26 protein-coding genes are annotated in these 24,081 nt (G+C 63.4%); 11 read left to right on the top strand and 15 right to left on the bottom strand.

The genetic code is table 11. The features are described from left to right. The first annotated feature begins 98 nt into the window (after positions 1-98). Positions 99-338, top strand: coding sequence for a hypothetical protein (locus ACSC1P_RS20085; protein WP_435361994.1), 240 nt, complete (start codon positions 99-101; stop codon positions 336-338). 230 nt (positions 339-568) lie between these two features. Here the strand turns inward: ACSC1P_RS20085 and ACSC1P_RS20090 are convergent, their stop codons facing one another. The 5 genes from ACSC1P_RS20090 to ACSC1P_RS20110 form a co-directional block, all read right to left on the bottom strand. Beyond that, the gene (locus ACSC1P_RS20090) at positions 569-1,957 is read right to left on the bottom strand and encodes a nucleotide sugar dehydrogenase (RefSeq protein WP_435361995.1); all 1,389 of its coding nucleotides are present in this window, start codon (positions 1,955-1,957) and stop codon (positions 569-571) included. Next, complete coding sequence (locus ACSC1P_RS20095; RefSeq protein WP_435361996.1) at positions 1,957-2,976, bottom strand: Gfo/Idh/MocA family oxidoreductase; 1,020 nt, start codon at positions 2,974-2,976, stop codon at positions 1,957-1,959. The genes ACSC1P_RS20090 and ACSC1P_RS20095 overlap by 1 nt, the downstream gene beginning before the upstream one ends. Then, entirely contained in the window at positions 2,973-4,079 is a 1,107-nt protein-coding gene (locus tag ACSC1P_RS20100; protein ID WP_435361997.1) for a DegT/DnrJ/EryC1/StrS family aminotransferase, read from the bottom strand. Before ACSC1P_RS20100 ends, ACSC1P_RS20095 begins: the two co-directional genes overlap by 4 nt. Next, complete coding sequence (locus tag ACSC1P_RS20105; protein ID WP_435361998.1) at positions 4,076-4,669, bottom strand: acyltransferase; 594 nt, start codon at positions 4,667-4,669, stop codon at positions 4,076-4,078. The genes ACSC1P_RS20100 and ACSC1P_RS20105 overlap by 4 nt, the downstream gene beginning before the upstream one ends. Before the next feature lie 254 nt (positions 4,670-4,923). After that, positions 4,924-5,475 carry a metal-dependent hydrolase gene (locus ACSC1P_RS20110; RefSeq protein WP_435361999.1) on the bottom strand — a complete coding sequence of 184 codons (552 nt, stop codon included), beginning with the start codon at positions 5,473-5,475 and terminating at the stop codon, positions 4,924-4,926. A gap of 285 nt (positions 5,476-5,760) precedes the next feature. Here ACSC1P_RS20110 and ACSC1P_RS20115 point away from each other — a divergent pair, with 285 nt between their 5' ends. Further along, positions 5,761-6,741: an NAD-dependent epimerase/dehydratase family protein gene (locus tag ACSC1P_RS20115; protein ID WP_435362000.1), complete on the top strand. Its 981-nt coding sequence runs from the start codon at positions 5,761-5,763 to the stop codon at positions 6,739-6,741. A 125-nt stretch (positions 6,742-6,866) separates the two neighbouring features. Further along, positions 6,867-6,989, top strand: coding sequence for a hypothetical protein (locus tag ACSC1P_RS20120; protein ID WP_435362001.1), 123 nt, complete (start codon positions 6,867-6,869; stop codon positions 6,987-6,989). Positions 6,990-7,071: 82 nt separating this feature from the next. Here the strand turns inward: ACSC1P_RS20120 and ACSC1P_RS20125 are convergent, their stop codons facing one another. The 3 genes from ACSC1P_RS20125 to ACSC1P_RS20135 form a co-directional block, all read right to left on the bottom strand. Then, complete coding sequence (locus ACSC1P_RS20125) at positions 7,072-7,632, bottom strand: ArsR/SmtB family transcription factor (protein WP_435362002.1); 561 nt, start codon at positions 7,630-7,632, stop codon at positions 7,072-7,074. A 232-nt stretch (positions 7,633-7,864) separates the two neighbouring features. Next, the gene (gene glmS, locus ACSC1P_RS20130; RefSeq protein ID WP_435362003.1) at positions 7,865-9,670 is read right to left on the bottom strand and encodes a glutamine--fructose-6-phosphate transaminase (isomerizing); all 1,806 of its coding nucleotides are present in this window, start codon (positions 9,668-9,670) and stop codon (positions 7,865-7,867) included. A gap of 315 nt (positions 9,671-9,985) precedes the next feature. Then, positions 9,986-10,699, bottom strand: a complete 714-nt coding sequence (locus ACSC1P_RS20135) for a DUF7344 domain-containing protein (protein ID WP_435362004.1) — start codon at positions 10,697-10,699, stop codon at positions 9,986-9,988. A gap of 633 nt (positions 10,700-11,332) precedes the next feature. Between ACSC1P_RS20135 and ACSC1P_RS20140 the strand changes: the two genes are divergently transcribed. Next, a complete protein-coding gene (locus ACSC1P_RS20140) occupies positions 11,333-11,587 on the top strand; it encodes an MTH865 family protein (RefSeq protein ID WP_435362005.1) in 255 nt (84 codons plus the stop codon). 53 nt (positions 11,588-11,640) lie between these two features. On the opposite strand, the gene ACSC1P_RS20145 is transcribed toward ACSC1P_RS20140, so the two are convergent. Further along, positions 11,641-12,831, bottom strand: a complete 1,191-nt coding sequence (locus ACSC1P_RS20145; RefSeq protein WP_435362006.1) for a CBS domain-containing protein — start codon at positions 12,829-12,831, stop codon at positions 11,641-11,643. Positions 12,832-12,973: 142 nt separating this feature from the next. Here ACSC1P_RS20145 and ACSC1P_RS20150 point away from each other — a divergent pair, with 142 nt between their 5' ends. Next, the gene (locus ACSC1P_RS20150) at positions 12,974-13,156 is read left to right on the top strand and encodes a hypothetical protein (RefSeq protein WP_435362007.1); all 183 of its coding nucleotides are present in this window, start codon (positions 12,974-12,976) and stop codon (positions 13,154-13,156) included. Positions 13,157-13,190: 34 nt separating this feature from the next. Here ACSC1P_RS20150 and ACSC1P_RS20155 read toward each other — a convergent pair whose 3' ends face one another. Then, the gene (locus ACSC1P_RS20155; RefSeq protein WP_435362008.1) at positions 13,191-13,856 is read right to left on the bottom strand and encodes an RNA ligase partner protein; all 666 of its coding nucleotides are present in this window, start codon (positions 13,854-13,856) and stop codon (positions 13,191-13,193) included. Positions 13,857-13,937: 81 nt separating this feature from the next. Between ACSC1P_RS20155 and ACSC1P_RS20160 the strand changes: the two genes are divergently transcribed. After that, positions 13,938-15,047 carry an RNA ligase gene (locus ACSC1P_RS20160; protein ID WP_435362009.1) on the top strand — a complete coding sequence of 370 codons (1,110 nt, stop codon included), beginning with the start codon at positions 13,938-13,940 and terminating at the stop codon, positions 15,045-15,047. A gap of 205 nt (positions 15,048-15,252) precedes the next feature. Here the strand turns inward: ACSC1P_RS20160 and ACSC1P_RS20165 are convergent, their stop codons facing one another. Next, positions 15,253-16,299: a CapA family protein gene (locus ACSC1P_RS20165; protein ID WP_435362010.1), complete on the bottom strand. Its 1,047-nt coding sequence runs from the start codon at positions 16,297-16,299 to the stop codon at positions 15,253-15,255. Then, complete coding sequence (locus tag ACSC1P_RS20170) at positions 16,287-16,598, bottom strand: DUF5802 family protein (RefSeq protein WP_435362011.1); 312 nt, start codon at positions 16,596-16,598, stop codon at positions 16,287-16,289. The genes ACSC1P_RS20165 and ACSC1P_RS20170 overlap by 13 nt, the downstream gene beginning before the upstream one ends. 163 nt (positions 16,599-16,761) lie before the next feature. On the opposite strand from ACSC1P_RS20170, the gene ACSC1P_RS20175 reads away from it, so the two are divergent. From ACSC1P_RS20175 to ACSC1P_RS20190, 4 genes are all read left to right on the top strand, one after another. Then, positions 16,762-16,980, top strand: a complete 219-nt coding sequence (locus tag ACSC1P_RS20175) for a hypothetical protein (RefSeq protein ID WP_435362012.1) — start codon at positions 16,762-16,764, stop codon at positions 16,978-16,980. A gap of 172 nt (positions 16,981-17,152) precedes the next feature. Then, positions 17,153-18,100: a DHH family phosphoesterase gene (locus ACSC1P_RS20180; protein WP_435362013.1), complete on the top strand. Its 948-nt coding sequence runs from the start codon at positions 17,153-17,155 to the stop codon at positions 18,098-18,100. A gap of 330 nt (positions 18,101-18,430) precedes the next feature. Next, positions 18,431-18,865 carry a universal stress protein gene (locus ACSC1P_RS20185; RefSeq protein ID WP_435362014.1) on the top strand — a complete coding sequence of 145 codons (435 nt, stop codon included), beginning with the start codon at positions 18,431-18,433 and terminating at the stop codon, positions 18,863-18,865. Further along, a complete protein-coding gene (locus tag ACSC1P_RS20190; RefSeq protein WP_435362015.1) occupies positions 18,862-19,332 on the top strand; it encodes a pyridoxamine 5'-phosphate oxidase family protein in 471 nt (156 codons plus the stop codon). The genes ACSC1P_RS20185 and ACSC1P_RS20190 overlap by 4 nt, the downstream gene beginning before the upstream one ends. Here the strand turns inward: ACSC1P_RS20190 and ACSC1P_RS20195 are convergent. After that, complete coding sequence (locus ACSC1P_RS20195) at positions 19,301-21,067, bottom strand: PAS domain-containing protein (protein WP_435362016.1); 1,767 nt, start codon at positions 21,065-21,067, stop codon at positions 19,301-19,303. The two genes, ACSC1P_RS20190 and ACSC1P_RS20195, sit on opposite strands and share 32 nt — an antisense overlap. A 72-nt stretch (positions 21,068-21,139) precedes the next feature. Here ACSC1P_RS20195 and ACSC1P_RS20200 point away from each other — a divergent pair, with 72 nt between their 5' ends. Next, positions 21,140-22,714 carry a succinic semialdehyde dehydrogenase gene (locus ACSC1P_RS20200; RefSeq protein ID WP_435362017.1) on the top strand — a complete coding sequence of 525 codons (1,575 nt, stop codon included), beginning with the start codon at positions 21,140-21,142 and terminating at the stop codon, positions 22,712-22,714. A 17-nt stretch (positions 22,715-22,731) separates the two neighbouring features. Here ACSC1P_RS20200 and ACSC1P_RS20205 read toward each other — a convergent pair whose 3' ends face one another. Both ACSC1P_RS20205 and ACSC1P_RS20210 read right to left on the bottom strand, forming a co-directional pair. Beyond that, the gene (locus tag ACSC1P_RS20205; protein WP_435362018.1) at positions 22,732-23,100 is read right to left on the bottom strand and encodes a hypothetical protein; all 369 of its coding nucleotides are present in this window, start codon (positions 23,098-23,100) and stop codon (positions 22,732-22,734) included. Between the two features lie 55 nt (positions 23,101-23,155). Next, positions 23,156-24,079 (bottom strand): hypothetical protein, encoded by a 924-nt coding sequence (locus tag ACSC1P_RS20210; protein ID WP_435362019.1) that lies wholly within the window; start codon positions 24,077-24,079, stop codon positions 23,156-23,158. Positions 24,080-24,081 lie beyond the last annotated feature (2 nt).

Consider the following 24,081-nt stretch of genomic DNA (forward strand, 5'->3'; position numbering starts at 1 on the left):
ACGCCTTGTCTCGACCTCCTGTCTCAGGCGCTCTGCGCGGGTAGTGCCCAGCTAACAATGTCTGCGATGGGCGTAGTGTCGTGCGAAACAGAGACATCATGCCCGAGACAACCGAGACACAGTCGACCCAGTCCCAGGTATCGCTCGACCCGCACCTCGTCGACCGGGTCACAGACCGACTCCAGTACACGATGTTCGAGACGGTAGACGACTACGTGGCGTACGTGCTCGAAGAGACGCTCGCCACCGTCGAAGCCGAGACGGACGACGAGAGTGAATCGGCGACGAGCGGCGAGGAGGTCAGGAGCCGCCTCGAATCGCTCGGCTATCTGGACTGAACCGCTTCCTTGACGACCTAGGGCGGCGCGTAGCTCCGACGCCCTGAACACTGTTGCCGCCGGTTTCTCGTGTTTATCAGAGGAACTAGCTGGCTCTGTGCCTACCGTGGTCCACTCGGAGCCGGAGCTGACGAGCGCTGCCGCCGTCGTTGACTGTCTCCGACTGAGGCTATGTTCGCGTGCGAGACGACAGCGGTCACCGAAGTACGGCCACGCGGAAAATAAGTTGGCTACTCGCCGTCTCGGCCGGTCGACGAGCCGCGCCCGAGCGTGTACACGTGGTGGGCCGTCTCCGACAGGTCCAGCGTGTCCCGGCCATCAACGACGACGAGCGGGTCGAACGCGGTCCACTCGATGTCGTCGAACTCGGCGTGCGGCGTCACCATCACCGCAGCGTCGGCGTCGACGGTCTCTACGTCCGTCAGTGCGACCTGCGTCCCGTCGAACGCACCGTGGTCATCCAGCACTGGGTCGACCGTCAGGACGTCCACACCGCGGCGTCGGAGTCCGTCGACGATTCCCTTCGCTGGCGTCGCGCGCGTCTCTTCGACGCCGGGCCGATAGGTCAGTCCGAGGACGAGGACGATCGTCCCGGCGAGACTGCCACCGGCCGCCTCTCTCGCACCGAGTTCTCGTTCGAGTACTTCCACGGTGAACGCGGGCATCGAATCGTTGACCGCGCGGGCGGTCCGGAGCAACGGAGTCTCCGCCTCGACCCGGTCCATGATGAAGTACGGGTAGTAGGGGATGCAGTGCCCGCCGACACCGGGGCCAGGGTCGTGAATGTCACAGTACGGCTGCGTGTTCGCCGCCTCGATGGCCTCGCGGACGTCGACGGCGAGGTGGTCTGTCAGCCGGGCGAGTTCGTTCGCGAGCGCGATGTTCACGTCGCGATAGACTCCTTCGAACAGTTTGACCGCCTCTGCAGTCGCCGCGTCCGGCAGGCGGATGACGCCGGCGTCGGTCACTTCCTCGTAGATACTCGCTGCGGCGGCGGCGGCCGTCTGGTCGGTCCCACCGACGATTTTGGGGTACGACTCGGTGATGTCTCGAATCGCACGACCACTCGACGTTCGCTCGGGACAGAACGCGACACCGAATTCGCTCGGTTCGAGTCCGCTCTCGGCCGCTAGCGTCGGCTCGACGAGCGTAGAGCAGGTCCCTGGCGGGACCGTACACTCGACGAGGACGAGGTCGCCCGGGTCGAGCCCGGTCGCCACGTCGGCGACCACGTGCTCGAGTATCGAGAGGTCTGGCTCGTTCGCCGTGGTAATCGGCGTCGGGATGATGATGACGTGAATCGACGCCTCGGCTGCGGCAGTCGCAGGGTCCGAGACCGCGCTGAGCGACCCGTCGTCGACCGTCTGCTCGACCAGTTCTGCTAACCCCGGTTCGCCGTCGATGTGACTCTCACCGCGGTTGATGGTGTCGACCACCGTTCGGTCGATGTCGGCACCGACGACGGCACCGCTCACGTCGGCGAACACTGCGGCGAGCGGGAGCCCCATCTTGCCGAGTCCGTAGACTGCGACGGGTTCCTGGCCAGTTCGAAACGCCTCCCGGCGAGCCTCTTTCGAGACGCCGGTCTCGTACGGACGGCGTTGCATGCTGTTCGACATCAGTCGTTCTCGCCGAGTACAGTGTCTTCGAGGACTGCCGCTCGCTTCTCGTTCGTTCTGGCCAGCGCTTTGATTCGTCTCGCGAGTTCGATTGCACGCACACCATCGGCTGCCGTGACTTTCGGCTCGGTGCCGGTCACGACCGCCTCTACGAACGACGACAGTTCGGCTTTGAGCGGTTCGGTGTTCTCCACAATCGGGCGCTCGATGACGCCCTCGTGGCGGTACTTGAAGGTCTGCTCGTCGGTAACGAATTCTGGCATGGAGTTCCGGTGTATCTCGACATCCTGTGTGAGGTAGTCGACTGCGACCCGACACTCGGTCGCCGTAATCGCGAGGTCTCTCACTTTCTGCTGTGTGACCCGACTCGCGGTCAGGTCGGCGACGATACCGCTCTCGAACTCGACGGTCGCGATGACGTACTCGCCATTAGCCGCGCCGGAGGCGGAGACCGACGCCACTGGATCGTTACCGACCAGCGCGAGGACGATGTCGATGTCGTGTATCATCAGGTCGAGGACGACGTCGTCGTTGCTGTCGCGGTCGACCGGTGGTCCGAGACGGTGTGTCGTCAGTGCGGTCACGTCCAGGTCGGGCATGATCTCAAGGCCGACCTGTGTCGCCGGATTGAACCGCTCGATGTGCCCGACCTGCAGAACGAGGTCTTCGCGGTCAGCCAGTCGACCGAGTTCGCGGCCACACTCGACGTTTCGAACGAAGGGTTTCTCGACGAGGACGTGAACACCAGCGTCGATACACTCACGGACGATTTCGTCGTGGAACCGTGTTGGAACCGCTACGGAGACGATATCGACCGCTTCGAGGAGTTCGGCACGTGGCATCGTCTCGGTGTTGTGCTCGGCGGCCACCTTGCGGGCCTGTTGCTCATCGACGTCGGCGACACCGACGAGATCTACCTCGTACAGCTCGGCGTAGATTCGCGCGTGATTGCTGCCCATCGAGCCGACGCCGATGACGCCAGCGTCGAGTGGGAGCGGGGCGATGTTGCGCTCGCTCATCGGGCGTCACCTCCGACTTCGACGGCATCGAGTGCAGCCTCGATTCCGTCCGCGACGAACGCGATGTCCTCGGCGTCGACTCGCGGGTGAACTGGAAGCGAGAGGACTTCGTCGACCAGTCGCTCTGCGGTCGGTGCTTCGGTGCTGTTGCCCGCGTACGCAGGCTGTTTGTGGATGGGCGTCGGGTAGTACACCCCGGTGCCGATGTCACGGTCGGAAAGCACCGCCCTGAGTCTGTCGCGGTCTCGCGTCTTGATGGTATACTGGTGGTACACGTGTGTGCGGTCCGCGGGGACCGCCGGCGTCGTCACGTCGAGGTGGGCGAGCAGCTCGTCCAGTCGGGCGGCGTTCGCCTGTCGTGCCTCGATGAACTGCGGAAGCCGGTCGAGTTGGGCGCGACCGATGGCCGCGCCGATGCTCGTCATCCGGAAGTTGTGGCCGACGCTCACGTGTTCGTAGCCGGACTCTGCACGGCCGTGGTTGACGTACTGTTCGGCGCGGTCGGCGACGTCGTCGCGGTCGGTCGTCACCATCCCGCCTTCGCCCGTGGTCATGTTCTTCGTCGGGTAGAACGAGAAACACCCCACGTCACCGATGGAGCCGACCCGGTCGCCATCGAAGCGTGCGCCGTGGGCCTGTGCCGCGTCTTCGACGAGCGCGAAGTCGTAGCTCTGTGCGAGTTCCGCGAGGTGGTCCATCTGTGCCGGCAGGCCGTAGAGGTGGACCGCGATGACGGCGTCGACGTCGAGGCCGTCGCGCAGTTCCGATTCGAGCGCGTTCGCGTCGAGGTTGAACGTCTCGGGGTCGACGTCGACGAAGTGTGGCGTCGCGCCGGCGAGTCTGATAGCGTTCGCGGTGGCGATGAACGAGAAGGGCGTCGTGGCGACCGTCGCGTCGGCAGGGAGGTCGAGCGCTTCGAGGGCGACGTGGAGTGCGGTCGTCCCGTTCGAGGTGGCGACCGCGCGGTCGCTGCCGCAGTAGTCGGCGAACTCGTCTTCGAAGGCTCGCACTTCCGGCCCGTCTGCGATGTGGCCGCTCTCCAGTACCGCCTGTACGCGTTCGTACTCCTCTCGTTCGATGATTGGGTTTGCAATCGGAATCATTCGAGCAAGTTCCCTCCGTCGAGTTCGGGCGGGAGCGGTTCGTGGTGCGCTGGTGCGCCGATAGCGAGGTGTCCCGGCGGCACGTCCTGCGTGACGAGCGACCCGGCAGCGACGAAGGAACCTTCGCCGACGGTCACACCTGGCAAGACGACCGCACCGGCACCGATGGACGCGTCGTCCTCGATGGTCGGGCCGACCAGGGAAGTCTCCCGCCGAACCGGATACGGGTCGTTCGTGAACGTCGCGCCGGGGCCAACGAAGACGCGGTCGCCGATGACCGACTGCGACGGGACGTACACGTTCGTCTGGAGGCTGACGTGCGAGCCGATTTCCGTCCGGCCGTCGATGACGGTGTTCGTCCCGACGAGCACGTCGTCACCGATAGCCGTGAACTCCCGGACGAGCGCGTTGTGACCGGTGGCGAAATCGTCGCCTGTGACGACGTCGGCGTAGATGATGGTTCCCGCCCTGACGGTCGCGTTCGTGCCGACCTGGGTCGGCTGCGGATCGTCCTCACCGTGGGAGTGATTGAGGACGGCAGTCTCGTGGACGTCACTTCGCTTGCCGATAATCGACGCCTCTGCCGTCATACGTCACCTCCACTACTATTCGTCGCCGCATCGACTCTGGTGCGCGTCTGGTCGACAGTGTCTGTCGATTTCGAGCCATCTCCGGGCATGGACAGAGAACCGATTGCTCGACGCTTTGTTATTGATTGCCTGACGGTCGTAGCGAGTTCCTATGTCCCGTTTCGACTCCTGAGCCGGCCATCCCGGTGTCGGCGCTGCGTCTCCGTCTCCATGGACGCTCGCTGGTGGTAATCCGGTGATAATTGCGGTGAACGTCACCCCTCCAAGTCGGGCCAGCCGGGGCGGCCGTCTCTGACCCAGAGTAGCAGCGCGGCCCCAAGAAGGAGGAATTCGAGTGAGAGAAAGAAGATTCCTCGTGGACTCAACAGCGCGTCGAAGTAGATGTCGAGGTACTTGATGACGTTCCCGGTGAACGTCGCAGACGACGAGTTGGCCGGCACCAGTGGCCAAAAGAGGATTCCGATGGGCGGCAGGCTGCCAGTGAACACGAGCGGATAGAGTAAGTCACCAAGGAGGTGCGAGCTGTACGCGACGGCGAACGCGATTCCCACGGAAACTCTGTCTCGGTACCAGCAGCCGGCCACGACGGCACCCGCAACCGGGACCATAAATAGGAGCGAGTGTCCGAGGGAGGTTCCACTCGGAAGGACGCCAAATATCCACGCGAGTGGCTTGTCGATGATGTCGGGCAGTTGTGTTCCGAGTATCACGGCGACGAGCGCGAAAATGTCGATTCGTTCGGTCTCGCTACGGAGGGTGATGTGTGCGAGGATGTAGCCGAACGCGAGGTGTTCCCACGGCCACATCGGTTAGACGCGCAGCCACGACCGACTCGTCGGTCGACGCTCGGAGTCGTTCTCGACCGGTCGTCTCGGAGCGAACCGCTGTGTGCGCCGTGTCGTGGGACGCTTGCTCATACGAGGTGTAATCCGCTCGTGAGGCTTTGTAATGCATCTACTACTCGTCCTCGTCGGTGGTTAACCGACTGAGGAACCTGCTCGCGGCCGCATACGGCCCCCTCAGAGATGGATGTCCGGGCGTTCGTTCGGCTGTGACTAACAAACCGCCCTGACGGTGTGTCTTCGGGTGAAATGACAGACAGCGTGACGAACCCTGCGCGCTGGGCTCGACTCGCCGAGTCCGGTCTCGCTGGTTCGACCGTCCTCGTGACCGGTGGTGCAGGATTCATCGGTAGCACACTGGCAGATGTTCTCACCGAAGTCGCCGACGTCCGGATAATCGACGACCTCTCGAACGGCGAGCAGGCGTACGTCCCGGACGACGCGACCTTCTTCGAGGGTGACGTTCGAAACTCGACGCTCCTCGACCGAGCGATGCGTGGTGTCGACGTCGTGTTCCACCAGGCAGGGCTCGTCAGCGTCCCGGCGTCCATCGCCGACCCGACGGCGAACCACGAGCGGAACACGAGCGCGACACTTCGCCTCCTCGAACGCGCGAAAGCGGAGGACGCCCGTGTGGTCATGGCGTCTAGTACGGCCATCTATGGGCACCCCGAGACGATTCCGACGCCGGAGTCGACGATTCCTCGTCCCGAGTCGCCGTACGCCGTGTCGAAGCTCTCGGTCGACCGGTACGCACACGTCTACAACGAAGTGTACGGACTGCCGACGGTCGCACTTCGGTACTTCAACGTCTACGGCCCACGGCAGGGTGGCGGCGGGTACAGCGGCGTCATCGACGCGTTCCTCTCGCAGGCACGCGACGGCGGCCCACTGACGGTTCATGGCGACGGGCAGCAGACGCGGGATTTCGTCCACGTCTCCGACGTCGTGCAGGCGAACATCCGCGCGGCGACGACCGACCATGTCGGGCGGTCGTTCAACGTCGGGACCGGGTCGAGCATCAGCATCCGCGAACTCGCAGAACACGTCTGCCAACTCACCGATTCGGAACTCGACATCGTCCATCAGGACTCCCGGGCGGGCGACGTCGAACACAGTCGGGCCGACCTCACCCGGGCGGGCGACGAACTCGCGTACACGCCGACCGTCGCGGTCACCGACGGACTGCGCGACCTCGTCGAGCACCGACGACGCCGTACCGAGATGTAGGCCCTGGCAGGCAGAACCTATACGCATCTAGTAAACAATTGATAATAGATTATTCTGTAGTTACTGTCGTTCACACAGTGTGAACGGTAGAGGTGCTTATCTACATGCGAGCGTATTTCTCGTGTATGTCGGATTACCTCACGAAGAAGGACTGGGACCGCATCCAGAAGTTCGTAGAAACGCCGTCGTACAAGCGTACGCCTGAGATACTGGTCCCCAAGAACGTGGACGACGACGGCGAGGAGTAACGCGGACCGTCCTGCATACACACGCTGCCGTTGCGACCACGAGTCCGAGATTACCCGTGGGCCGCACGCGGCGTACGCACCGTTACTGGTTGAAATCTTTATCGACACTTAGTGAGATATCTTTGTCCTTCGTCACGAAGTGGGCCTTGTACAGGTGGATGCTGGAGAGGAGAATGAACCAGCCGATGATGACCCCCAGCGCCGCGGTCTCGCCGGCGATGCCCAGCGAGATGACGTCCGTCTGCAACAGTGCGAACGTGACACCCGCGACGATAGCGAGCGCGGTGTAGTAGAGGTGCCACGGGGTCTGCTCGTCGTCGGTGGGGAGGTACCGGTGTAGCTCCTCGACGCGCGATGTGAGTCGGACCGTCCGCTCCTCGTCGTTGTACTCGACGAGCCCGGCGTCCGCCAGCTTCGGAATGTGTCGCTGGTACACCGAGACGTACGACCGTTTCTGTTGCTTGCTGGTCACCTCGTCTGGGTCGACGTCGTTCTCCAGTGCGGCGATGTGCTGTGCGATATCTCTGACGTAGACAGGGCCGTCGTGCTGGTCGAGGTACGAGAGGATCACTCTCCGGCGTTCGTTGCTCAGCAGGTCGAACACACGGTCTTCTGTCAACTCGGTCTGCTCTGGCTGACTCATCTAGCCACACCTCCTGCACACCGAGTTGGGTCCCACAGTCCGGGACAGCTCGGTTCCGGTATTCGACGCACCGACGTGGCCGTGACGCGAGTACCGCAAGAGCGTGGCCGTGGTCGGTCTCCACGGACGGCTGACGGCCTCGGCCGTCGACGGCGCGACGGGCAGTAACGACGATAGCGGACGCTCATCGGAGACAGCTGCCCGACTTCGCGTGGTTCCCCTCGCATCGCCATCACTCTACTGTCACACTTTTCGCCAGGTTTCGCGGTTTGTCGATAGCACGGTCGAGCCGGTCGGCGACGTGGTACGACACACGCTGGAGGTGCAAGTTGGCGAGGATTCCAGCCGCTATCGGATGCGTATCGGGGTAGTGCAAGAACTCGTCGACGTGGTTCGCGACACGGTCTTCGACGTCGCCCGCGATGCCGATTACGGGCGCGCCGCGCGCCTGTACCTCGGCGACGTTCTGGAGTGTCTTCGCTGTGTTCTCGCCGGTGAAGACGACGAACACTGGCGTATCCGACGAGACGAGCGCGAGCGGCCCGTGCTTGAGCTGCCCGGCGGCGAACCCTTCGGCGTGTTCGTAGGTGATCTCCTTGAACTTCAGCGCCCCTTCGAGTGCGACCGGGTAGCCGAGACCACGGCCGATGAAGAAGTACGACTGCTTGTCGGCGTACTGCTGGACGATGTCGCCCACTCGGGTGTCGTTGAGGACGGTCTTGGCGTCCTCCGGGAGCGACCGAAGTGCCTGCACGAAGTCCTTCTGTTCGGCCCAGTCGACCTCGTGTTGCTCCGCGATCAGTCGCGCCAGCAGTGCGAGTGTCGTCACCTGCGACGAGAACGTCTTCGTCGCGGCGACGCCGATTTCCGGGCCGGCACGGATGAATATCGTGTCGTCGCACTCGCGTGCGGCCGTCGACCCGACGACGTTCGTCACCGCCAGCGTGCGCGCACCTGCTTCCTTCGCTCGGCGGAGCGATTCGAGCGTGTCGGCTGTCTCGCCGCTCTGGGTCACACCGATGACGAGGGTGTCCTCTTCCATGGGTGCCGGCGAGGTCGAGTACTCCCCCGCGCGATACGTGGTGGCGGGAATGCCCCACTTGTGGAACAGCTGAGTCGCGTACATCGCCGCGTGATAGGACGTTCCGCAGGCGACGAATTGGACGCGGGAGACGTCCGAGAACGCTCCCTCCGGGAACTCGTCGAGCGCGATGTCGTCGTCGGCACTGATTCGGCCACGGAGAGTCTGGTCGAGTGAGGCGGGCTGTTCGTGTATCTCTTTCAGCATATAGTGGTCGTACCCCCGTCGCTGGGCGTCCTCGGCAGTCCACTCGATGCGCTTCGACTGGCGCACCTGGTGGTGGCCGTCCGCGTCGGTGACCTCCCAGCCGTCCGCGTCGACGACGACGATGTCGCCGTCTTCGAGATAGACGACTTCTTCGGTGAAGTCGAGGAACGCGGGCACGTCACTCGCCAGGTAGACTTCAGAATCGTTCAATCCGAGGACCAGTGGTGACCCCTTCCGTGCAGCGAAGATAGCGTCGGTTCCGTCGATAATCGCAGCGATAGCGAAACTTCCAGAGAGTTCGGAGACGGCCGCGCGGAACGCTTCCTCGGGGGACCGTCCGGCGGCCAGTTCGTCCTCGATGAGGTGTGGGATGACCTCCGTATCCGTGTCACTGGTAAAATTGTGGGTGGTGGCCAGCCGTTTTTTGAGTACGTCGTAGTTCTCGATGATGCCGTTGTGGACGACGGCGACGGTCCCAGTGCAGTCCGAGTGCGGGTGCGCGTTGGTGTCCGTCGGTGGGCCGTGCGTACTCCAGCGCGTGTGTCCGATGCCGAGCCCGTCGGCAGTGAGTCCCGTCAGGTCGCGTTCGAGGTTGGGTATCTCACCTTCGCGCTTGACCACCTCGACGCCGTCTCCGTTCGATACTGCGATACCTGCCGAATCGTAGCCGCGGTACTCCAGGTTCTCCAGCCCAGCCACGAGCTTCTCGACGGTGTCTGCAGTACCACGATAGCCCGTGATACCGCACATCAGTACCAGCCTCCGTGGCCGATACCCGTATCGACGAGCGGACGAACCTGTTTCGAGCGAGATAGTATCTCTATCATGTTATCATTGCTCGTTCGTAAATCGGGTGGGTGACCCGATCTATGAGCGACGATAGCAGGTTCCATCGGGCCCTTCATTGTTATAGAGTCTATATGACTGCAGCTAGTCCCGAGGCGGCTGTGGGACACACTGTAGGGAATTGATACACCGAAGATGCACGAGTAGGAATCGCCTTCGACGGGCTGTCGACGGACTACCTCGGAGACAACGAACTGGCAGAAAAAGAGTCGGCGCGGTTCAGTCCGTGTGCATCGACCGGTCGAGTACTGCGAGATAGATGATGACGACGATGGTGACGGTGACGATGGCGTTTGGGAGCCACGGCGACGAGGCACCAGCACCGAGTCCGAAGTACGCGACACCACCGAGACCGGCGGTCAGCACGTAGTACGGGGTGATGTCGAGGCTCGCCTCGGCCGGAATCGGCTGGTCGAGCGAGGTTGATTCGGCTTCGACTGCTGCCTCTTCACTCTCCACTTCTCCTGTTTCGTCAGTCTCTGACTGCGCTCCGCCATCACCGTCGCCGTCGTCCCTGTCGAGGTAGGTACAGAGCTGGTCGGCTGCGTCTGCGAGCTCGATCACGCCGCGGCCCTGTTCGAAGTGGACCACGCCGGTGTCGTCCATCCGCGGCAGATGGCACTGATAGAGTCCGACGTACACTCGTTTTCGCTCCTGCGCCGAGAGCGCCTGTGTAGTGGTGTCGTTCTCGATGGCAGCGATGTGTTCGGCGAGCGTACTGATGGTCGCTCGACCGTCGTTGTCGAGCAGATACCGCAGGACGCGTCGCCGTCGTTCGTTCCGAAGAATGTCGAATACTGCGTCGAGTGGCAACGACTCGTTGTCGGGCTCTGTGTTCGTCGCGTCTTCGTCGTTCCCGTGCGTTTCGCTCTGTTCTGTCTGCGGGGCCGAATCGGGGCCACCAGATAGTGAGTCGATGGTGTTAGTACCCATGTGTAGTGTCCTCTCTACCGGGTCGATGGTCACCCCACGACGTGAGGGCGTGTAGCCGTTCAGTACGGGCACATTGACCGCGTTTCGACGTGGAGTTCGGGGCTGTCTTCGATTGCACGTGTGTCTTCCCGAGCGGGACTCAGCGACTCCGCGCTATGTAGCACAGACTGGATGTGTGTAATAAGTTATTGTCCAATTAGCAGATGTATTAGAATTTTTATATATTTGGTAGGGATAACATTATAGAGAAAAACTTTGGCACTTTTTCGATTCGACAATATGGGTCTAATTTGGTGTCTCAGGGCCTATTAATCGGTGTCTACGAGGGTATCACCAGAATAACATAATAATTACAATGTATTAATAGTCTTTTTCTTTATGCAGGGTGTTTGCACTCTCATGTACTTATATGGCGTTTATGAACTGCTGTCGAGACGAGAAATTATCGAGGGCTTTCAGAATCTCTGTGTGATTCAAATACTACCATAGAGACTCCCACGATTCGGCACGCTGTACGTGCTCTTTACCAGAGAGCGGGTTTCTCCCGGCACATCTCTACGCGTCAGCCTCACCGGCGTCGCCAATCAACCAACTACCCAAGGATTTATTATTTATCCGCGTGACTTGCCGGGTATGGTCGACAAAGACGATCTCCGACAGCAGATGATCGACGCCTTCGAGGGCGCAGACTACCCGATTTCCAGCCCGATGGACCTCGTCCCCGCGCTCCCGAACGGTCCGGGTACGCGCTTCGAGTCCGGTGACTTCTCGATGACCGCGATGGAGCTCCAGACGAAGCTGCCGGGCGGCGACTTCCCGTACGACTCCGTCGACGCGTTCGTCGACGACGTCATGGACAACCTCGAAGACGGCGGCCACCTCAACTAAAACTCGTTCGCTGTTTCGTTCTTTTTCACGCCCCAGTGCCGACTGTGGAGCCGCTACTCGGTCGACTCCCAGCCACGCATCTGGGCTTTCTCCTCTGGCGTCGGGTGCTTCTTGCTCCGCGCGTAGGTCTTCCGGTCACGGAGTTGGCGCTTGATGGCGTCGGTGGCTTCGCCGATGGCCTGCTTCGCGCCGTAGCCCTCACCCGACGCGATGAACATCCCGCGGTCGGTGAACAGGCGCATCCGGGCGAACAGTAGCGGCGTCCCCCGTAGCGTCTCGTCGTGTTCGTGCAAGTGGACCTTCGCGTCGAGCAGACTGGCCCGACTGTCGGCCATGATGCCCTCGACGAGGTCGACCAGTTCGGGGTAGCTCATGTCGTCGGTCAGGTCCATCCCGACGACCTGCACGGCCCGGCGACCGGGCGTCTCCCGGGCGAGTGCATCGAGTATGTCGGAGTAGGTGACGATACCCGTCACGTCACCGTCGTCGTCGACGACCACGACCGAGGACACGTCACGCTCTAACATCCGCGAGACGGCGTCGTCGAGGCCGTCGTCGGCTTCGGCGGTCAACACTGGCGCGCTCATGAAGTCGCGCACGGGCACCTCCAGCATATCGTCGGTGTCGCCCTCGCGCGAACCGAACCCGCCGCGAGAGCCGCCGGACGTGTCCACGCCGGACGACCCGCCCTGTGCGCGGTCGACCGCCCGCGCGACGAACGGCACCACGTCGACCAGACTGACGATGCCGACGAGGCCGCTGTCGTCGACGACGGGCAGATGCGAGATGTGTTCTTCGCGGAACAGGTGGAGTGCCCGCCCGACGCGGTCACCCGGTTCGACGAAGATGGGCTCGGGCGTCGAGACGGCACCCACGTCCACCGCGGAGAGCGCTGGCTGGACGGCCCGAATCACGTCCGTCACGGTGACGACGCCGACGACGCCACCGCCGTCTTCGACCGGCAACAGGCCAGAGTCGGACTCGCGCATCAGGCCGGCGACCTCGCGGACGTCTTCGCTCGGCCCCACCGTCGGCACGTGCCAGACGAGTGAGCGAGCCTTCTCACCGGGGTTACGGTGCGACGAGAGGAATCGACGCCGGGTGACGACACCGAGGAACCGCTTTCCCTCGGTGACGACGACGCCACGACACGTCGGGTCCGTGAACTCGGCGGCGAGTTTCGACGCGGGCGTGTCGGCCCCGGCCGTGCAGTACTCCGTTGCGACGATGGTCTGAATATCCATCTACGGGTACCTCTAAGTAGGCTTACGGCGGCAGAGGAGATAGCTGTGTGCCCGCCGAACGGTCGGTTATCGGTGGGAAGGCGGTGCCTTACGCAGAGTCACGGTTATGCACCTTCCCGACCAATTTCCACACGAGCAACGCATGCGTCTCGTCCGCGCCCCGGAGACGCAGCGATGTGCCACCTGCGGGCAGCGGGCGGACGTCGCCGTCGCACGGGGCCACCTACTCGCCTACGTCTGCTGGGACCACGCCGACGCGCTGCTCGAGCAGGGCGGCGTGCTCGTCGGCCGTGAGTTCGAGAAGCGGCCGCACCGGCCGAGCTAATCACGGTTTTCCACGAACATCCCGCAGATACCGTCTACTCCACGTCGGGGTCCACCGCGTCCAGATAGTCCGACAGCAATCGCGGGAAGTCTCTCCCCTGTAGATACCGCAGGCCGAAGTCGTCGGCCCAGTTGATGATGCCCTGGTCTTCCGTGACGACGCCGGCGTCGAGTTCGCGCGCCAGCACCAGCAGGTCCAAATCTTCGCGTGAGTCCAGCACGCCCTGTCGGAGGGTGTGGCGGTACTCGTCGCGCAGGTCGGAGATGACGTGGTCGATTTCGGTCATCCGGTCGTCGGCGTGGTCACCGGAGTCCAGTCGCGACTCCTCCGCCTTGCGGACTGCCTTCTCAGACACTCGAAGGCCGCGGTTCACGCGTTCGGACATCTCGCCGATGAAGCCGTAGACGAGTTCGGCCGGAATCATGACCTCCAGTCTGGCTGGCGCTTTCTTGATGATCCACGTGTTCAGCCGGGCCATGACGTCGTCGGAGACGTTCCGGTTCTCCAGCATCGTCGTCAGCTCCCGGTAGGTCGACGGGGGCATGTAACACGAGATGTTGAGGTCCAGTTTCGCTCTGGAGATGAGGTCTAGCTGTCGGGCGAGAGCGGCGTCGAGGTCCTCGTCCTCCCGCCGGTTCTCCTGCGAGAGGAACGTCGAGGTATCCACCACGAACCGCTGTTTGAGGGGGTGGCCCGCCATAGGTGACGGTACGCGCCCGCAGAGATATACTCTATCGGGCGGACCAGCCGAATCAAGACCGCTCGCCGCCTACCAGTACGAATGGAGTACGTGGATGGGCTCGGCCTCTCTCGCAGGGACTTCGAGGCCGTCGCCGACCGGTTCGGCCGCCGCGAGTTCCGCGGGCGTGAGTACTACAACCTGCGCCAGCGGACTCGAAAGCTCCCGTCAGGAACCGCCGTCGTCGGCGACGTGGTCGTCCGCGGCTTTCCGAGTATCCAGCGGCTCCTCGTCCTCGACGCGGGGATTCGGCGCGTCTTCGACGGCCCGTTCGTCGCCGAGGAGAAGTTGAACGGCTACAACGTCCGCGTCGTCCGCCTCCGCGACGGCGCGGTCCTCGGGTTCACCAGAAGTGGGGTCATCTGCCCGTTCACGACCGAGGTGGTTCGCCGGGACCTCGACCTCGGGGAATTTTTCGACCGGTACCCGGACGCGATGCTCTGCGGTGAGATGGTCGGCCCTGAGAATCCCTACACGACCTGCGCGTACCCGGAAGCCGACTCCATCGCCTTCTTCGCGTTCGACGTGCGCCACCGGGAGACTGGCGCGCCGTTCCCGCCCGGGACGCGTCGCCGTGTCTGCAAGCGATTCGCGATTCCGCAGGTGCGCCACTTCGGGACGTTCGCGCCCAGTGAATCCTCGGCCATCCATGAGGCCGTGAACGACCTCGACAGGGCGAGACGCGAAGGAATCGTCCTGAAGTCGGCCGACGGAAACACGCTGGCGAAGTACACCACCTCGGCGTGCAACCGCGGGAACCTGCGCTACGGCTTCGCCTATCCAGTCGACTACGGCAAGGAGTACGTCTACCCGCGCCTGCTCCGCGAGGCGTTCCGGGCCGTCGAACTGGGTGACACCGAAGAGAAGTTGGCCGAGCGCTCGCGCAAGGTCGGCGAGGACATCCTCGGACCCTTCGTCGAAGCCATCCGCGACGTAGCCGCGGGCGAGACACTTTCGGAGTCGCACACGGTCCGGGGCGACCCGCGCGTCCTCGACGAACTGCTCGACCACCTCGGGAGCCTCGGCCTGCACGTCCGCATCGAATCGGATAGGACTCGGGACGGTGAGCGAGTACTCACGTTCAGCAAGCACTACCGGTCGAGTACGGACTCCTTATCAGGGTATCTGGATGGGGGAACCCTGTCGGAGTGAGTCGTCGTGGTCGCCGCTGGCTGTTTCGCGCGTGGCCGAACCGACGTCTGAACGGTTTCTAGGCGTATGCTACTGCAAACCAAACCAGTGTTTCAGCTATTCGTCCACCGAGCAAAAACGGTTCAAGCGGACAGACACGCCATCGTCTCGGCCACGACCCGCTCCACGTCGTTCAAAACAGACGACTCGTAGGTCTCGAATGACTTCACCCAGCCACGCCTTTCTCCCCGTCCGCCGGGACACTCAGGTCCAGCACGAGGTCCTGTCCGTCCCTGTCGAACGTGGTCCCGAACTCGCTCGATAACGACTGCATCCGGCGACGACTTCGGTCGGCCGCGCCGTTCGCGGCGTGGTTCACCATCCGGTCGCCGATTTCGGTCGGAATCAGCCGGAGCGAGCGAAGCGCACCTTCCGGGCCGACGCTCACGACGAACAGGAAACTCCGGTCGTTGCGGAGGTTCGGGTCGACCGCGTAGTCGTCGACGAGGTCGCCCGCGTCGTAGCAGATGAGGCCGTCGCCGTAGCGCTCGACGCCCTGGAAGACGTGGGCGGAGTGGCCGAACACAACGTCGACGCCCTCGTTGACGAGGAAGTGGGCGAACTCGCGGAAGGCGGCGGTCGGTCGAGTCCGCATGTTGGGGCCCCAGTGGAGTGAGACGACGAGCAAATCGGGGTCGGCTTCGCGGGCCGCGGCGAGTGACTCGCGGACCATTTCGACGGTCTCCTCGGCGGCAGTGTCGAGGACGAGGTAGGCTGTGCCCGGGCCGTCCTCGCTCGCAGCGAACTCGGACGTGTTGTCGGTGAAGGCACACAGTGCGACGGTCAGGTCGCCGACGAGGAAGACGGCCGGGCGGAACGCGGAGTCGCGGGTACAGCCAGCGCCGGTGCTGGCGATGCCCGCGCGCGTGAGCGCGTCGAACGTGTCGTACAGGCCCTCGGGGCCGTAGTCGAGGACGTGGTTGTTGGCGAGCGAGACGCAGTCGACGCCGGCGTGGCGGAGCGCCGGGACGGCCCACGCGGGGTCCGCCCGGAAGTGAAACGGGTGGTAGGTCTCCTGCCAGGGCTCGCCGCGGGTCGTGAGACAGCACTCGAGGTTCAGGACGACGCCGTCGCACTCGTAGAGCGTGGGGAGGAGGTCGCCCCAGACGCGGGTCACGTCACGGGTTCGCTGTGTCTCGTCGACCAGTCGCCCCAGCATGGTGTCGCCACCGAAGGCGATGGTCGTCTCCTCGCTACCTCTCACCCGAGCCATCTGTCCAGCCTCCGTGCGGTCTCGCGGCGCGCGATGAGGACGGGTCCGGGCCCCTCCGGCAGTCGGTAGTCGAGCAGGGTCGGGCCGGGCACCGCGAGGGTTTCCGCGGGCGTCGTCGAGTCGGACCAGACGCGCAGGTAACAGCCCGACAGGTGCGCGAGGAGATACGCGTCCTCCAATGCCCCCGCGCTGTCGGCAGCGGCGGTGAACTCCGGCACCCCCAGCGTCGGTCGGTCACCGGTCGTCGAGACGACGGCGAGTCGCCCGACGACGAACCCAGGGTTCAGCGGTTCGAACATGTCTGGTCTGTATCTATGGTGCCTGTGAACATATGACGCTCGCGTGGCAGTGCAGGGTCTGGGTTCGGTCCTGTTCAGTCGCTGGGACGTCGCCCGTGAAACGGGGAGTGGGGCAAGCATACTTGGCTGGGCTTTAAAGGTCCTATAGGAGGTATGTACACGCGTGCCTAGCGACATCGCCCACGAGATGCACTTGCTCATCCAGGCACTCGGAACCGGCGGGTCCTCTGCCGACCGCAGTGACATTCTCCACACGATGGAAGCCCGGGGCTACGACCGCGATGAGGTTCTCGCGGCCGAGCGCGAACTGCGCCGCGATCTCCACGCCGTCGTTCCGACGACGAACGGCGACTGCCTGCGCGTCTCGCGCCTTCGCATCTGAACGCTCTCTGCGATTCAGCCACGCCCGACGCCCTCCACAGAATACAGACGGGTTTCGCGTTCTACCGGGAGTTTCATCCCTCTCTCTTCCACCACTTTCGTCGCCGATTCGACCACTCGTGCGTTGCGTGACAGACGACGCCCTCTTCTAGTTAACGCGCGTCTATTGATGTATGAGTGACGCGACGGCCGAGATTAGCGATGTACTCGCCCTCCTCGACGGGCCGGGGTCCGTGCTGGTCGTCTGTCACCGACACGCGGACCTCGACGCGCTGGGGTCGGCCCGGGCACTCGCGACCCTGCTGGACGACGTGACGGTCTGTACGCCCGGCGGCGTCGGCCAGTCCGCACACCCACTGGCTGGACCTGCGGTCGAGCGAGCCGACCCGGCGAACTTCGACCTGACCGTCGTCGTCGATTCGGCGGCCGCCAGCCGCGTCGGTCCAATCGACCTCGACCGGGCCGGTCGTCTCGTCGTCGTCGACCATCACCCACCGGACGACCTCGCCCGGCGCGCTGACGCCGCCTTCGTAGACCCGGAGGCAGGAGCGACGGCCGAACTGGTCTACCAGCTGGCCCGGGCCGCTGGCTGGGACCTCTCGTCCGATGGCGCGTTCTTCCTCCTCGCGGGCATCATGAGCGACACGCAGCGACTCGCACTCGCCGACGCCGAGACCCTCGACGCCGTGGTCGCCTTGCTGTCGATTGCGGGCGAACGCGCCTACGACCTGCCGGCGTTGCTCGGCCCGAACTGGCGCGAAGGCGAGCGACTCGCCTGTCTCCGGGCGATGCAGCGCGTCGAACTGTTCGGCGCGGACGACCTCGTCGTCGCCGTCTCGCACGTCGGTAGCTTCGCTAGCACGGCCGCCGCCGCCCTGGTCGACGGCGGGGCCGACCTCGCCGTCGTCCTCTCCGAACGCGACGGGACTACTCGCGTCGCGGTCAGGAGTTCCGGCACCGTCCACGTCGACGTGATTCTCGACCCACTGCTCGCCGTGTTCGAGGGCTCCGGCGGTGGGCACGCCGACGCCGGTGCGGCGACCGTCGAGACCAGCCGCGAGCAAGTCCGGGCGCGGCTGGACGAAGTGCTGAAAGCGAGTCTGGGACTAGAACCGTTGTAGATTGGTTCGGGTGTCGTTTCGGTCGCGTCTGGTGCTTCTGGTGCCGGGACTGGTGCTGAATCTGTGACTGGAAACTAGTCCACTAGCGCCGACGGTAGATACCGCAGCCACTTCCTCCCCATCCGATTCGCCGCTCGCCTTCGGCGAGACGGCTCATCCCTCGCGCGCTCCTCGCGGTCTGCGCCGATGGCGCAGACACGCTCGTCCACGCGCGCCAGACCGTTGTGTCGGTTCTTTCGTCCTCTTTCGTCCTCTTTCGTCCTCTTTCACGCTCTCACGTCCTGAGAACCCCACCGTCTCTTTATCGCGCCTGCAAACCTACTGTCAGGTATGACCGAACGAGTCCTCGTCCCGTACGACGAGTCGGAGCAGGCGGCGCACGCGCTCGAACACGCACTGGAGAAGCACCCGGACGACCACATCGTCGTCCTCCACGTCATCGACCTGATGGACGCGAGCTACAGTTCGCCCATCGACGGTGGGTTGCCGGGCTACTGGGAGGAGTGGTACGAGGGCCAGAAGAAGGTCTCGGCGGAGTTGCTCGAACAGGCGCAGTCGGTCGCCGACGAGTACGAGGTCACGCTGGAGACCGAGTCGATGGTCGGTCGCCCCTCGCGGGAAATCAACGAGTTCGCCGATGAGCACGACATCGACCACATCGTCATCGGCAGTCACGGACGGACTGGTGTCTCGCGGGTCTTGCTCGGGAGCGTCGCCGAAGCGGTCGTCCGCAGAGCACACTGTCCGGTGACGGTCGTCCGATGACGTTCGCACTCCGCGGCGACTGGGACCACGACGGGGTCGCCGACTTCCTCGACGGGTCGACGATACCGCTTCGGCTCTCGTGTCGGACACCGGGCGACAAACTGTGGATGCTCTCGCTGTGGTTCGAGTACGACGCCGACGCGGGCGTGTTTCGGTGTGCGACGGCGGCCGACGCCGACGTGGTTCGCTACCTCGAATCGGACGACGCCGTCGCGTTCGAGGTGTCGACGAACGACCCGCCGTACCGTGGCGTCCGCGGGCAGGGTCACGCGAGCGTCGAACCGGACGACGAGAAGGCACTACTGCGGCGACTGCTGGAGCGCTATCTCGCAGGACAGGGCGGTGCGGAGTCACAGTTAGGGAAGAAGCTACTGGCTCCCGAGCGTGACGAAGTGACGATAACAGTCGAAATCGACCGGGCCTACGCCTGGGACTTTACGCCCCGGATGAGCGGGGACCGTGACTGAGACAGCGGAACTGGATTCGGGCGGTCGTCCCGTCGGGTGTCGTGTCGAAGTCGATGGACCCGCCGGTCGTCTCGATGACCCACGCGGCGAGCCAGAGGCCGACGCCGCTGCCGTGTTCGAGCGAGGTCTCTTCGGTTCGGTCGAGGACCGCGAGTTCCGAGTCCTCGATACCCGGCCCGTCGTCGTGAATCTCGACGAAGATGTCTTCTGAGCCGTTGCGCACACTGACGCTCACGTTCGGACTCGTTTCGGTGTTGTGGACGATACTGTTCTCGATGAGTTCGCGGAACGCGACGCCGATGTACTGGTTGGCGGAGGCGGTCGGCCGGTCGCGTATCTCGGTCGAGATGGCGGCGTTCGGGTACCGCGTCTGGATGTCGGCGACCGAGTCCTCGATGCTGTTGGCGATGTTCACCTCCTCGGGCTCTTCGACCGACTGGAGCACTTCGGTCGCGCGGTACGCCTTCTTGCTCACCGTGGTCAGGCGCTCGGCGGCTTTGAGGATGATGTCGACGTGTTCTTCGACCAGCCCGCGACTGGTGTGGTTGTCGATGAGTTCGGCGCGACTCTTGACCAGCGTCATCTCGTTTCTGACGTTGTGCCGGAGCAGACGCGAGAGGACCGAGAGGCGCTGGCTGCGAACCCGTCGCTGGGTGATGTCGCGAGCGACGATGACGATACAGCCGTTGTCCAGTTCGGTGAGTGAGAGTTCGGTCGGGAACTTCGACTCGTCCATCCGGATGGCCTCCAGTTCACGGGTACTCCCGCTATCGATTTCGCCGTCGAGCAGTTCCGCGACCGACCCGTTGTAGACCAGCGTGCAGTGCTGGTCGAGCAGGTCGTCGCGCTCGCGGTAGCCGTGCATCTCGCTGAACGCGCTGTTGACCGAGACGAACCGCTGGTCTTCGTCGAGCACCGCGATACCGTCCATCGACGCCTCCAGTGCGCTGGCTTGCCGCTCTAGTTCTTCCTTGCGTTCTCGGCGCTCTGTCACGTCACGGATGATGGCGATGAACAGTTGTTCGCTGTCGACGGTCGCTCGTCCGTACGCGATGTCCAGCGGGACCTCGTGGCCCGCCCGATGGCGTGCCGGGAACTCGGTCCACGTCCACTCTCTCGGGCTGTCGTCGCCGAGGAACTGCTGCTCGAACGAATCGCCCTCTTTCGTTCGAAACCGCTCGGGGACGACACGTTGTATGCTGTCGCCGACGAGGTCGTCGGAATCGTAGCCCAGAATCACGCCCGAGGCGTCGTTTGCGTGCCTGACGACGTTGTCGGTGCCGACGCTCAGGACGCCGAACGCGTCGGAGTCGGCGATGGCCTGATAACAGCCGGGTGTCCCGTCGTCGGTCTGTATCGTCTCGCGTCCTGGTGTCGCGCCGGCCTGCGAGACCGCGTCGGACAGCATCTCGTCCGTGGCATCGCCCGGGACGTAGCGGTCGATGCCTGCTGCGACTGCTGCCCCGGCAATCGCTTCACTGCCGTCGGTCGGGTGGAGAATCGTTCCGACCGAATCGTCTTCGTCCAGCACCGCTTCGAGAACAGCGAGTCCCGTCTGGCCGTCGCACGCGGCCACCACACAGTCGACGCCCGACAGTTGGAGACTGTCGGGGTCGTCGGGTGGAATTGTGTCGGTCACCTGACCGACGTTCTCGGTGACTGCAAGTGCCGCGGGCGAGGGCTCGTCGCAACCTTCGGGTCTCACGTAGAGGACCCGCGGCAGAGTATCGTCCATGGTCAGGACATCCTTCTAGACTCATTTAAATCCGGCAACCAACTGGTTTAGGCTCTGGCTCTAAGAGGGCATATGGATAGGCAGTCTGCGACCCTCCCAGTACACCTCTCTCGCACACTTTTCGACCGACTGGACGGCCTCGTGACGGCGATCGCCGACGACCGAGACGGCCGGCCGGTCGAGGCGCCGTTCACCGGAAACGTGGTGTCCGAGGTGGTCGAGTGCGCGCCACAGGACGTGGCGCTCGCGGTCGACCGTGCCAGCGACGCCCAGCAGGCGTGGGCCGACCGCGAGCCAGCCGACCGCGCACGTGTCGTCCAGCGGTTACACGACCTCGTGCTCGACAGACAGGACGAACTCTTGGACCTCGTCCAGCTAGAGAGCGGAAAGAGTCGCGCTCACGCCTTCGAGGAAGTCCTCGACGTGGCGGCGACGGCGCGGTACTACGGCTACCGAACCGAGAAAATTCTCGACTCCGAGCGCCGCCGTGGGATGGTCGCCGGACTCACCCGCACCGAGGTCCACCGCCACCCAGTCGGCGTCGTCGGCATCATCGCGCCGTGGAACTACCCACTCACACTGGCCATCTCGGACGCCATCCCCGCGCTGCTGGCGGGCAACGCCGTCGTGCTCAAGCCAGCCGAGCAGACGCCGTACACCGCGTTGCTCGCCACCGAAATCCTCCGCGAAGCCGGGATTCCACACGACGTGTTCCACGTCGTCACCGGCGACGGGGCGACGCTCGGCCCGGCACTCGTCGAAGCGGTGGACTACGTGAGTTTCACGGGCAGTACCGCGACCGGTCGCGAGGTCGCCGCCGCGGCCGGCCGCAACCTCGTCGACTGCTCGATGGAACTCGGCGGGAAAAATCCGCTGCTCGTCCTCGCTGACGCTGATCTCGACCGGGCGGTCCGTGGTGCACTGGGTGCCTGCTTCACGAACGCGGGCCAACTCTGCATCAGCACCGAGCGGCTGTACGTCGACGACGCAGTGTACGACGAGTTCCTCGAACGATTCGTCGCGGCCGCGGCCGACCTCGATGTCGGGCCGAGTTACGACTACGACCGGGAAATCGGCTCGCTCGTCTCCAAAGCGCAACTCGACAAGGTCGAATCGCACGTCGCCGACGCCCGCGAGCGCGGCGCGACGGTCCACTGTGGCGGGCAGGCCCGGCCGGACCTCGGGCCGTACTTCTACGAACCGACCGTGCTGACCGACCTGCCGAAAGACGCTGACGCCGCCTGCGAGGAGACCTTCGGCCCCGTAATTTCGGTCGAGCGCGTCGACTCCACCGCCGAGGCGGTCGCTCGCGCGAACGATTCCGAGTACGGGTTGAACGCCAGCGTCTGGACCGAAGACGAGAAACTGGGCCGGGCGGTCGCCCGCGACATCGACTGCGGGACGGTCAACGTGAACGAGGGCTACCTCGCCTCGTGGGGCAGCGTCGACGCGCCGATGGGCGGCCGCGGGAAGTCCGGTATCGGCCGCAGACACGGGCCAGAGGGTCTGCTGCGTTTCACCGAATCACAGACCGTCTCTGTCCAGCGACATCCGCTGTTCGACGCGGTGGGTATCGACTCCGGGCTACAGGCGAAGGCACTGACGGCGTTGTTGCGGCTGTGGCGACGGGTGCCGTTCCTGCGGTGAGAGGTTCTAATTGGTGCTTACGCGGCGCTAGAGTAGCCTTCGGCGAACTGGTTCGCGGCCGCCCAGCAGACGATGCCCGCGAACAGGACGAACAGCACGTTTGCGAACCCAATTCCCCACGACGCGAGCAGGCCGTCGCCGAGAAGGCCGATGCCGAGGACGCCGACCCCAGCGAGTGCCGCGAGGGCGGCCATCCCGCGGTGTACCGCCGAATCGTACTGTTGACCGGTGATTGCTTGCGGACCCGAAATGCCGATGACGAGGTAGACAGCGACTCCGACCGGTGTCGCTGCCAGTAACGAGGCTGTTCCAGTGACTGCGCTTATGACGGTATTGAGTAGGATACTCAGGATGACGCATCCGATAGTGGCGTGTGAGGGCTTCATGGGGGTTGGTATTTGGCTGTATGGTTGTAAGCGTTTCTTGGCTCAATTATGGCGATTAGCCCAGTGTTTCGATATCAAGTCCTCCGTTGAGTTCAACCCGGCGCTGACCAACAGTTGACAGACTGTAAAAGTCTGCGTATGAATACGAATTAAGTCCCGACACTCTGGTGTATACTTCAATCCCTATATCGTAGCTTTCTCCCTCCTCAAGATAGAATTGAGCATATTCTGTAGTTGTTCCGTCAACGCCACTGGGGCGTTCAACGACTTGGTCGATGAGAGTTCCATTGGAGTCTCGAACGAATAAAGAGATCTCCGCTGATCCACCTTGAACAGTTCCAGCCCTGTAGTATGTTGCAGAGACGCGGACATCTCCCGATAAGTATACGTCTGACGCATACACTCGTGCGTAGCCTGTCGCATCTCCTGCAAGTGCCACCCGAGCGTTCGCACGAACGGTATTCTGACTAACGTTGTAGTCTCTTTCAGCAGCCCCAGTTAGAGATGAGGAGCCACCGGCTTCTCCTTCATCTGGAATGAGAGAGAAACTGGATGTCGAAACTTTAGATGTTGATACTTCTGATGTTGTCTGAGTGTCAACTATGGGGTCACTGGACGGACTATGTGATTCAGCTACTGATTGGATATCCGAAGTTGCTTTCGGTGTTTTGGGGTGCTCGATAATTCGGTTGTTTACTCGAGTATTGCCTTGATCCTCGCTTAGAACGCCGGAATCCACTTTCCGGATAACCTCACTAATAATGTTTATAAGTATCTCTGCCTCGTTTCCGTATCGACGACGAAGCTGTTCTTTTACTTTTTCAGGAATTTCGTCATTAGATTTTCCACTCACACTCTTTGTGGAGGCAACTCCAATCGTGGATGCGATAGTGACACCACCAGCTTTCAGTATTTTTCGACGAGAGCTTTTCGATTTATCTAACTCGGCTTCTCGAAATTTATTGCCTTCTGTAGGCATAT

The sequence above is a fragment of the Haloarchaeobius caseinilyticus genome (assembly GCF_051207395.1).
In the GTDB taxonomy this organism is placed as follows: domain Archaea; phylum Halobacteriota; class Halobacteria; order Halobacteriales; family Natrialbaceae; genus Haloarchaeobius.

Bases quoted from the DNA above. Each gene is read 5' to 3' on its own strand.
- ACSC1P_RS20205 (WP_435362018.1), bottom strand. From the start codon at position 23,100: ATGAAGCCCTCACACGCCACTATCGGATGCGTCATCCTGAGTATCCTA.
- ACSC1P_RS20100 (WP_435361997.1), bottom strand. From the start codon at position 4,079: ATGATTCCGATTGCAAACCCAATCATCGAACGAGAGGAGTACGAACGC.
- ACSC1P_RS20170 (WP_435362011.1), bottom strand. From the start codon at position 16,598: ATGTTCGAACCGCTGAACCCTGGGTTCGTCGTCGGGCGACTCGCCGTC.
- ACSC1P_RS20150 (WP_435362007.1), top strand. From the start codon at position 12,974: ATGCGTCTCGTCCGCGCCCCGGAGACGCAGCGATGTGCCACCTGCGGG.
- ACSC1P_RS20200 (WP_435362017.1), top strand. From the start codon at position 21,140: ATGGATAGGCAGTCTGCGACCCTCCCAGTACACCTCTCTCGCACACTT.
- ACSC1P_RS20210 (WP_435362019.1), bottom strand. From the start codon at position 24,079: ATGCCTACAGAAGGCAATAAATTTCGAGAAGCCGAGTTAGATAAATCG.
- ACSC1P_RS20140 (WP_435362005.1), top strand. From the start codon at position 11,333: ATGGTCGACAAAGACGATCTCCGACAGCAGATGATCGACGCCTTCGAG.
- ACSC1P_RS20125 (WP_435362002.1), bottom strand. From the start codon at position 7,632: ATGAGTCAGCCAGAGCAGACCGAGTTGACAGAAGACCGTGTGTTCGAC.
- ACSC1P_RS20105 (WP_435361998.1), bottom strand. From the start codon at position 4,669: ATGACGGCAGAGGCGTCGATTATCGGCAAGCGAAGTGACGTCCACGAG.
- ACSC1P_RS20190 (WP_435362015.1), top strand. From the start codon at position 18,862: ATGACGTTCGCACTCCGCGGCGACTGGGACCACGACGGGGTCGCCGAC.
- ACSC1P_RS20180 (WP_435362013.1), top strand. From the start codon at position 17,153: ATGAGTGACGCGACGGCCGAGATTAGCGATGTACTCGCCCTCCTCGAC.
- ACSC1P_RS20135 (WP_435362004.1), bottom strand. From the start codon at position 10,699: ATGGGTACTAACACCATCGACTCACTATCTGGTGGCCCCGATTCGGCC.
- ACSC1P_RS20155 (WP_435362008.1), bottom strand. From the start codon at position 13,856: ATGGCGGGCCACCCCCTCAAACAGCGGTTCGTGGTGGATACCTCGACG.
- ACSC1P_RS20090 (WP_435361995.1), bottom strand. From the start codon at position 1,957: ATGTCGAACAGCATGCAACGCCGTCCGTACGAGACCGGCGTCTCGAAA.
- ACSC1P_RS20095 (WP_435361996.1), bottom strand. From the start codon at position 2,976: ATGAGCGAGCGCAACATCGCCCCGCTCCCACTCGACGCTGGCGTCATC.
- ACSC1P_RS20085 (WP_435361994.1), top strand. From the start codon at position 99: ATGCCCGAGACAACCGAGACACAGTCGACCCAGTCCCAGGTATCGCTC.
- ACSC1P_RS20185 (WP_435362014.1), top strand. From the start codon at position 18,431: ATGACCGAACGAGTCCTCGTCCCGTACGACGAGTCGGAGCAGGCGGCG.
- ACSC1P_RS20145 (WP_435362006.1), bottom strand. From the start codon at position 12,831: ATGGATATTCAGACCATCGTCGCAACGGAGTACTGCACGGCCGGGGCC.
- ACSC1P_RS20160 (WP_435362009.1), top strand. From the start codon at position 13,938: ATGGAGTACGTGGATGGGCTCGGCCTCTCTCGCAGGGACTTCGAGGCC.
- ACSC1P_RS20195 (WP_435362016.1), bottom strand. From the start codon at position 21,067: ATGGACGATACTCTGCCGCGGGTCCTCTACGTGAGACCCGAAGGTTGC.
- ACSC1P_RS20165 (WP_435362010.1), bottom strand. From the start codon at position 16,299: ATGGCTCGGGTGAGAGGTAGCGAGGAGACGACCATCGCCTTCGGTGGC.
- ACSC1P_RS20120 (WP_435362001.1), top strand. From the start codon at position 6,867: ATGTCGGATTACCTCACGAAGAAGGACTGGGACCGCATCCAGAAGTTC.
- glmS (WP_435362003.1), bottom strand. From the start codon at position 9,670: ATGTGCGGTATCACGGGCTATCGTGGTACTGCAGACACCGTCGAGAAG.
- ACSC1P_RS20110 (WP_435361999.1), bottom strand. From the start codon at position 5,475: ATGTGGCCGTGGGAACACCTCGCGTTCGGCTACATCCTCGCACACATC.
- ACSC1P_RS20115 (WP_435362000.1), top strand. From the start codon at position 5,761: ATGACAGACAGCGTGACGAACCCTGCGCGCTGGGCTCGACTCGCCGAG.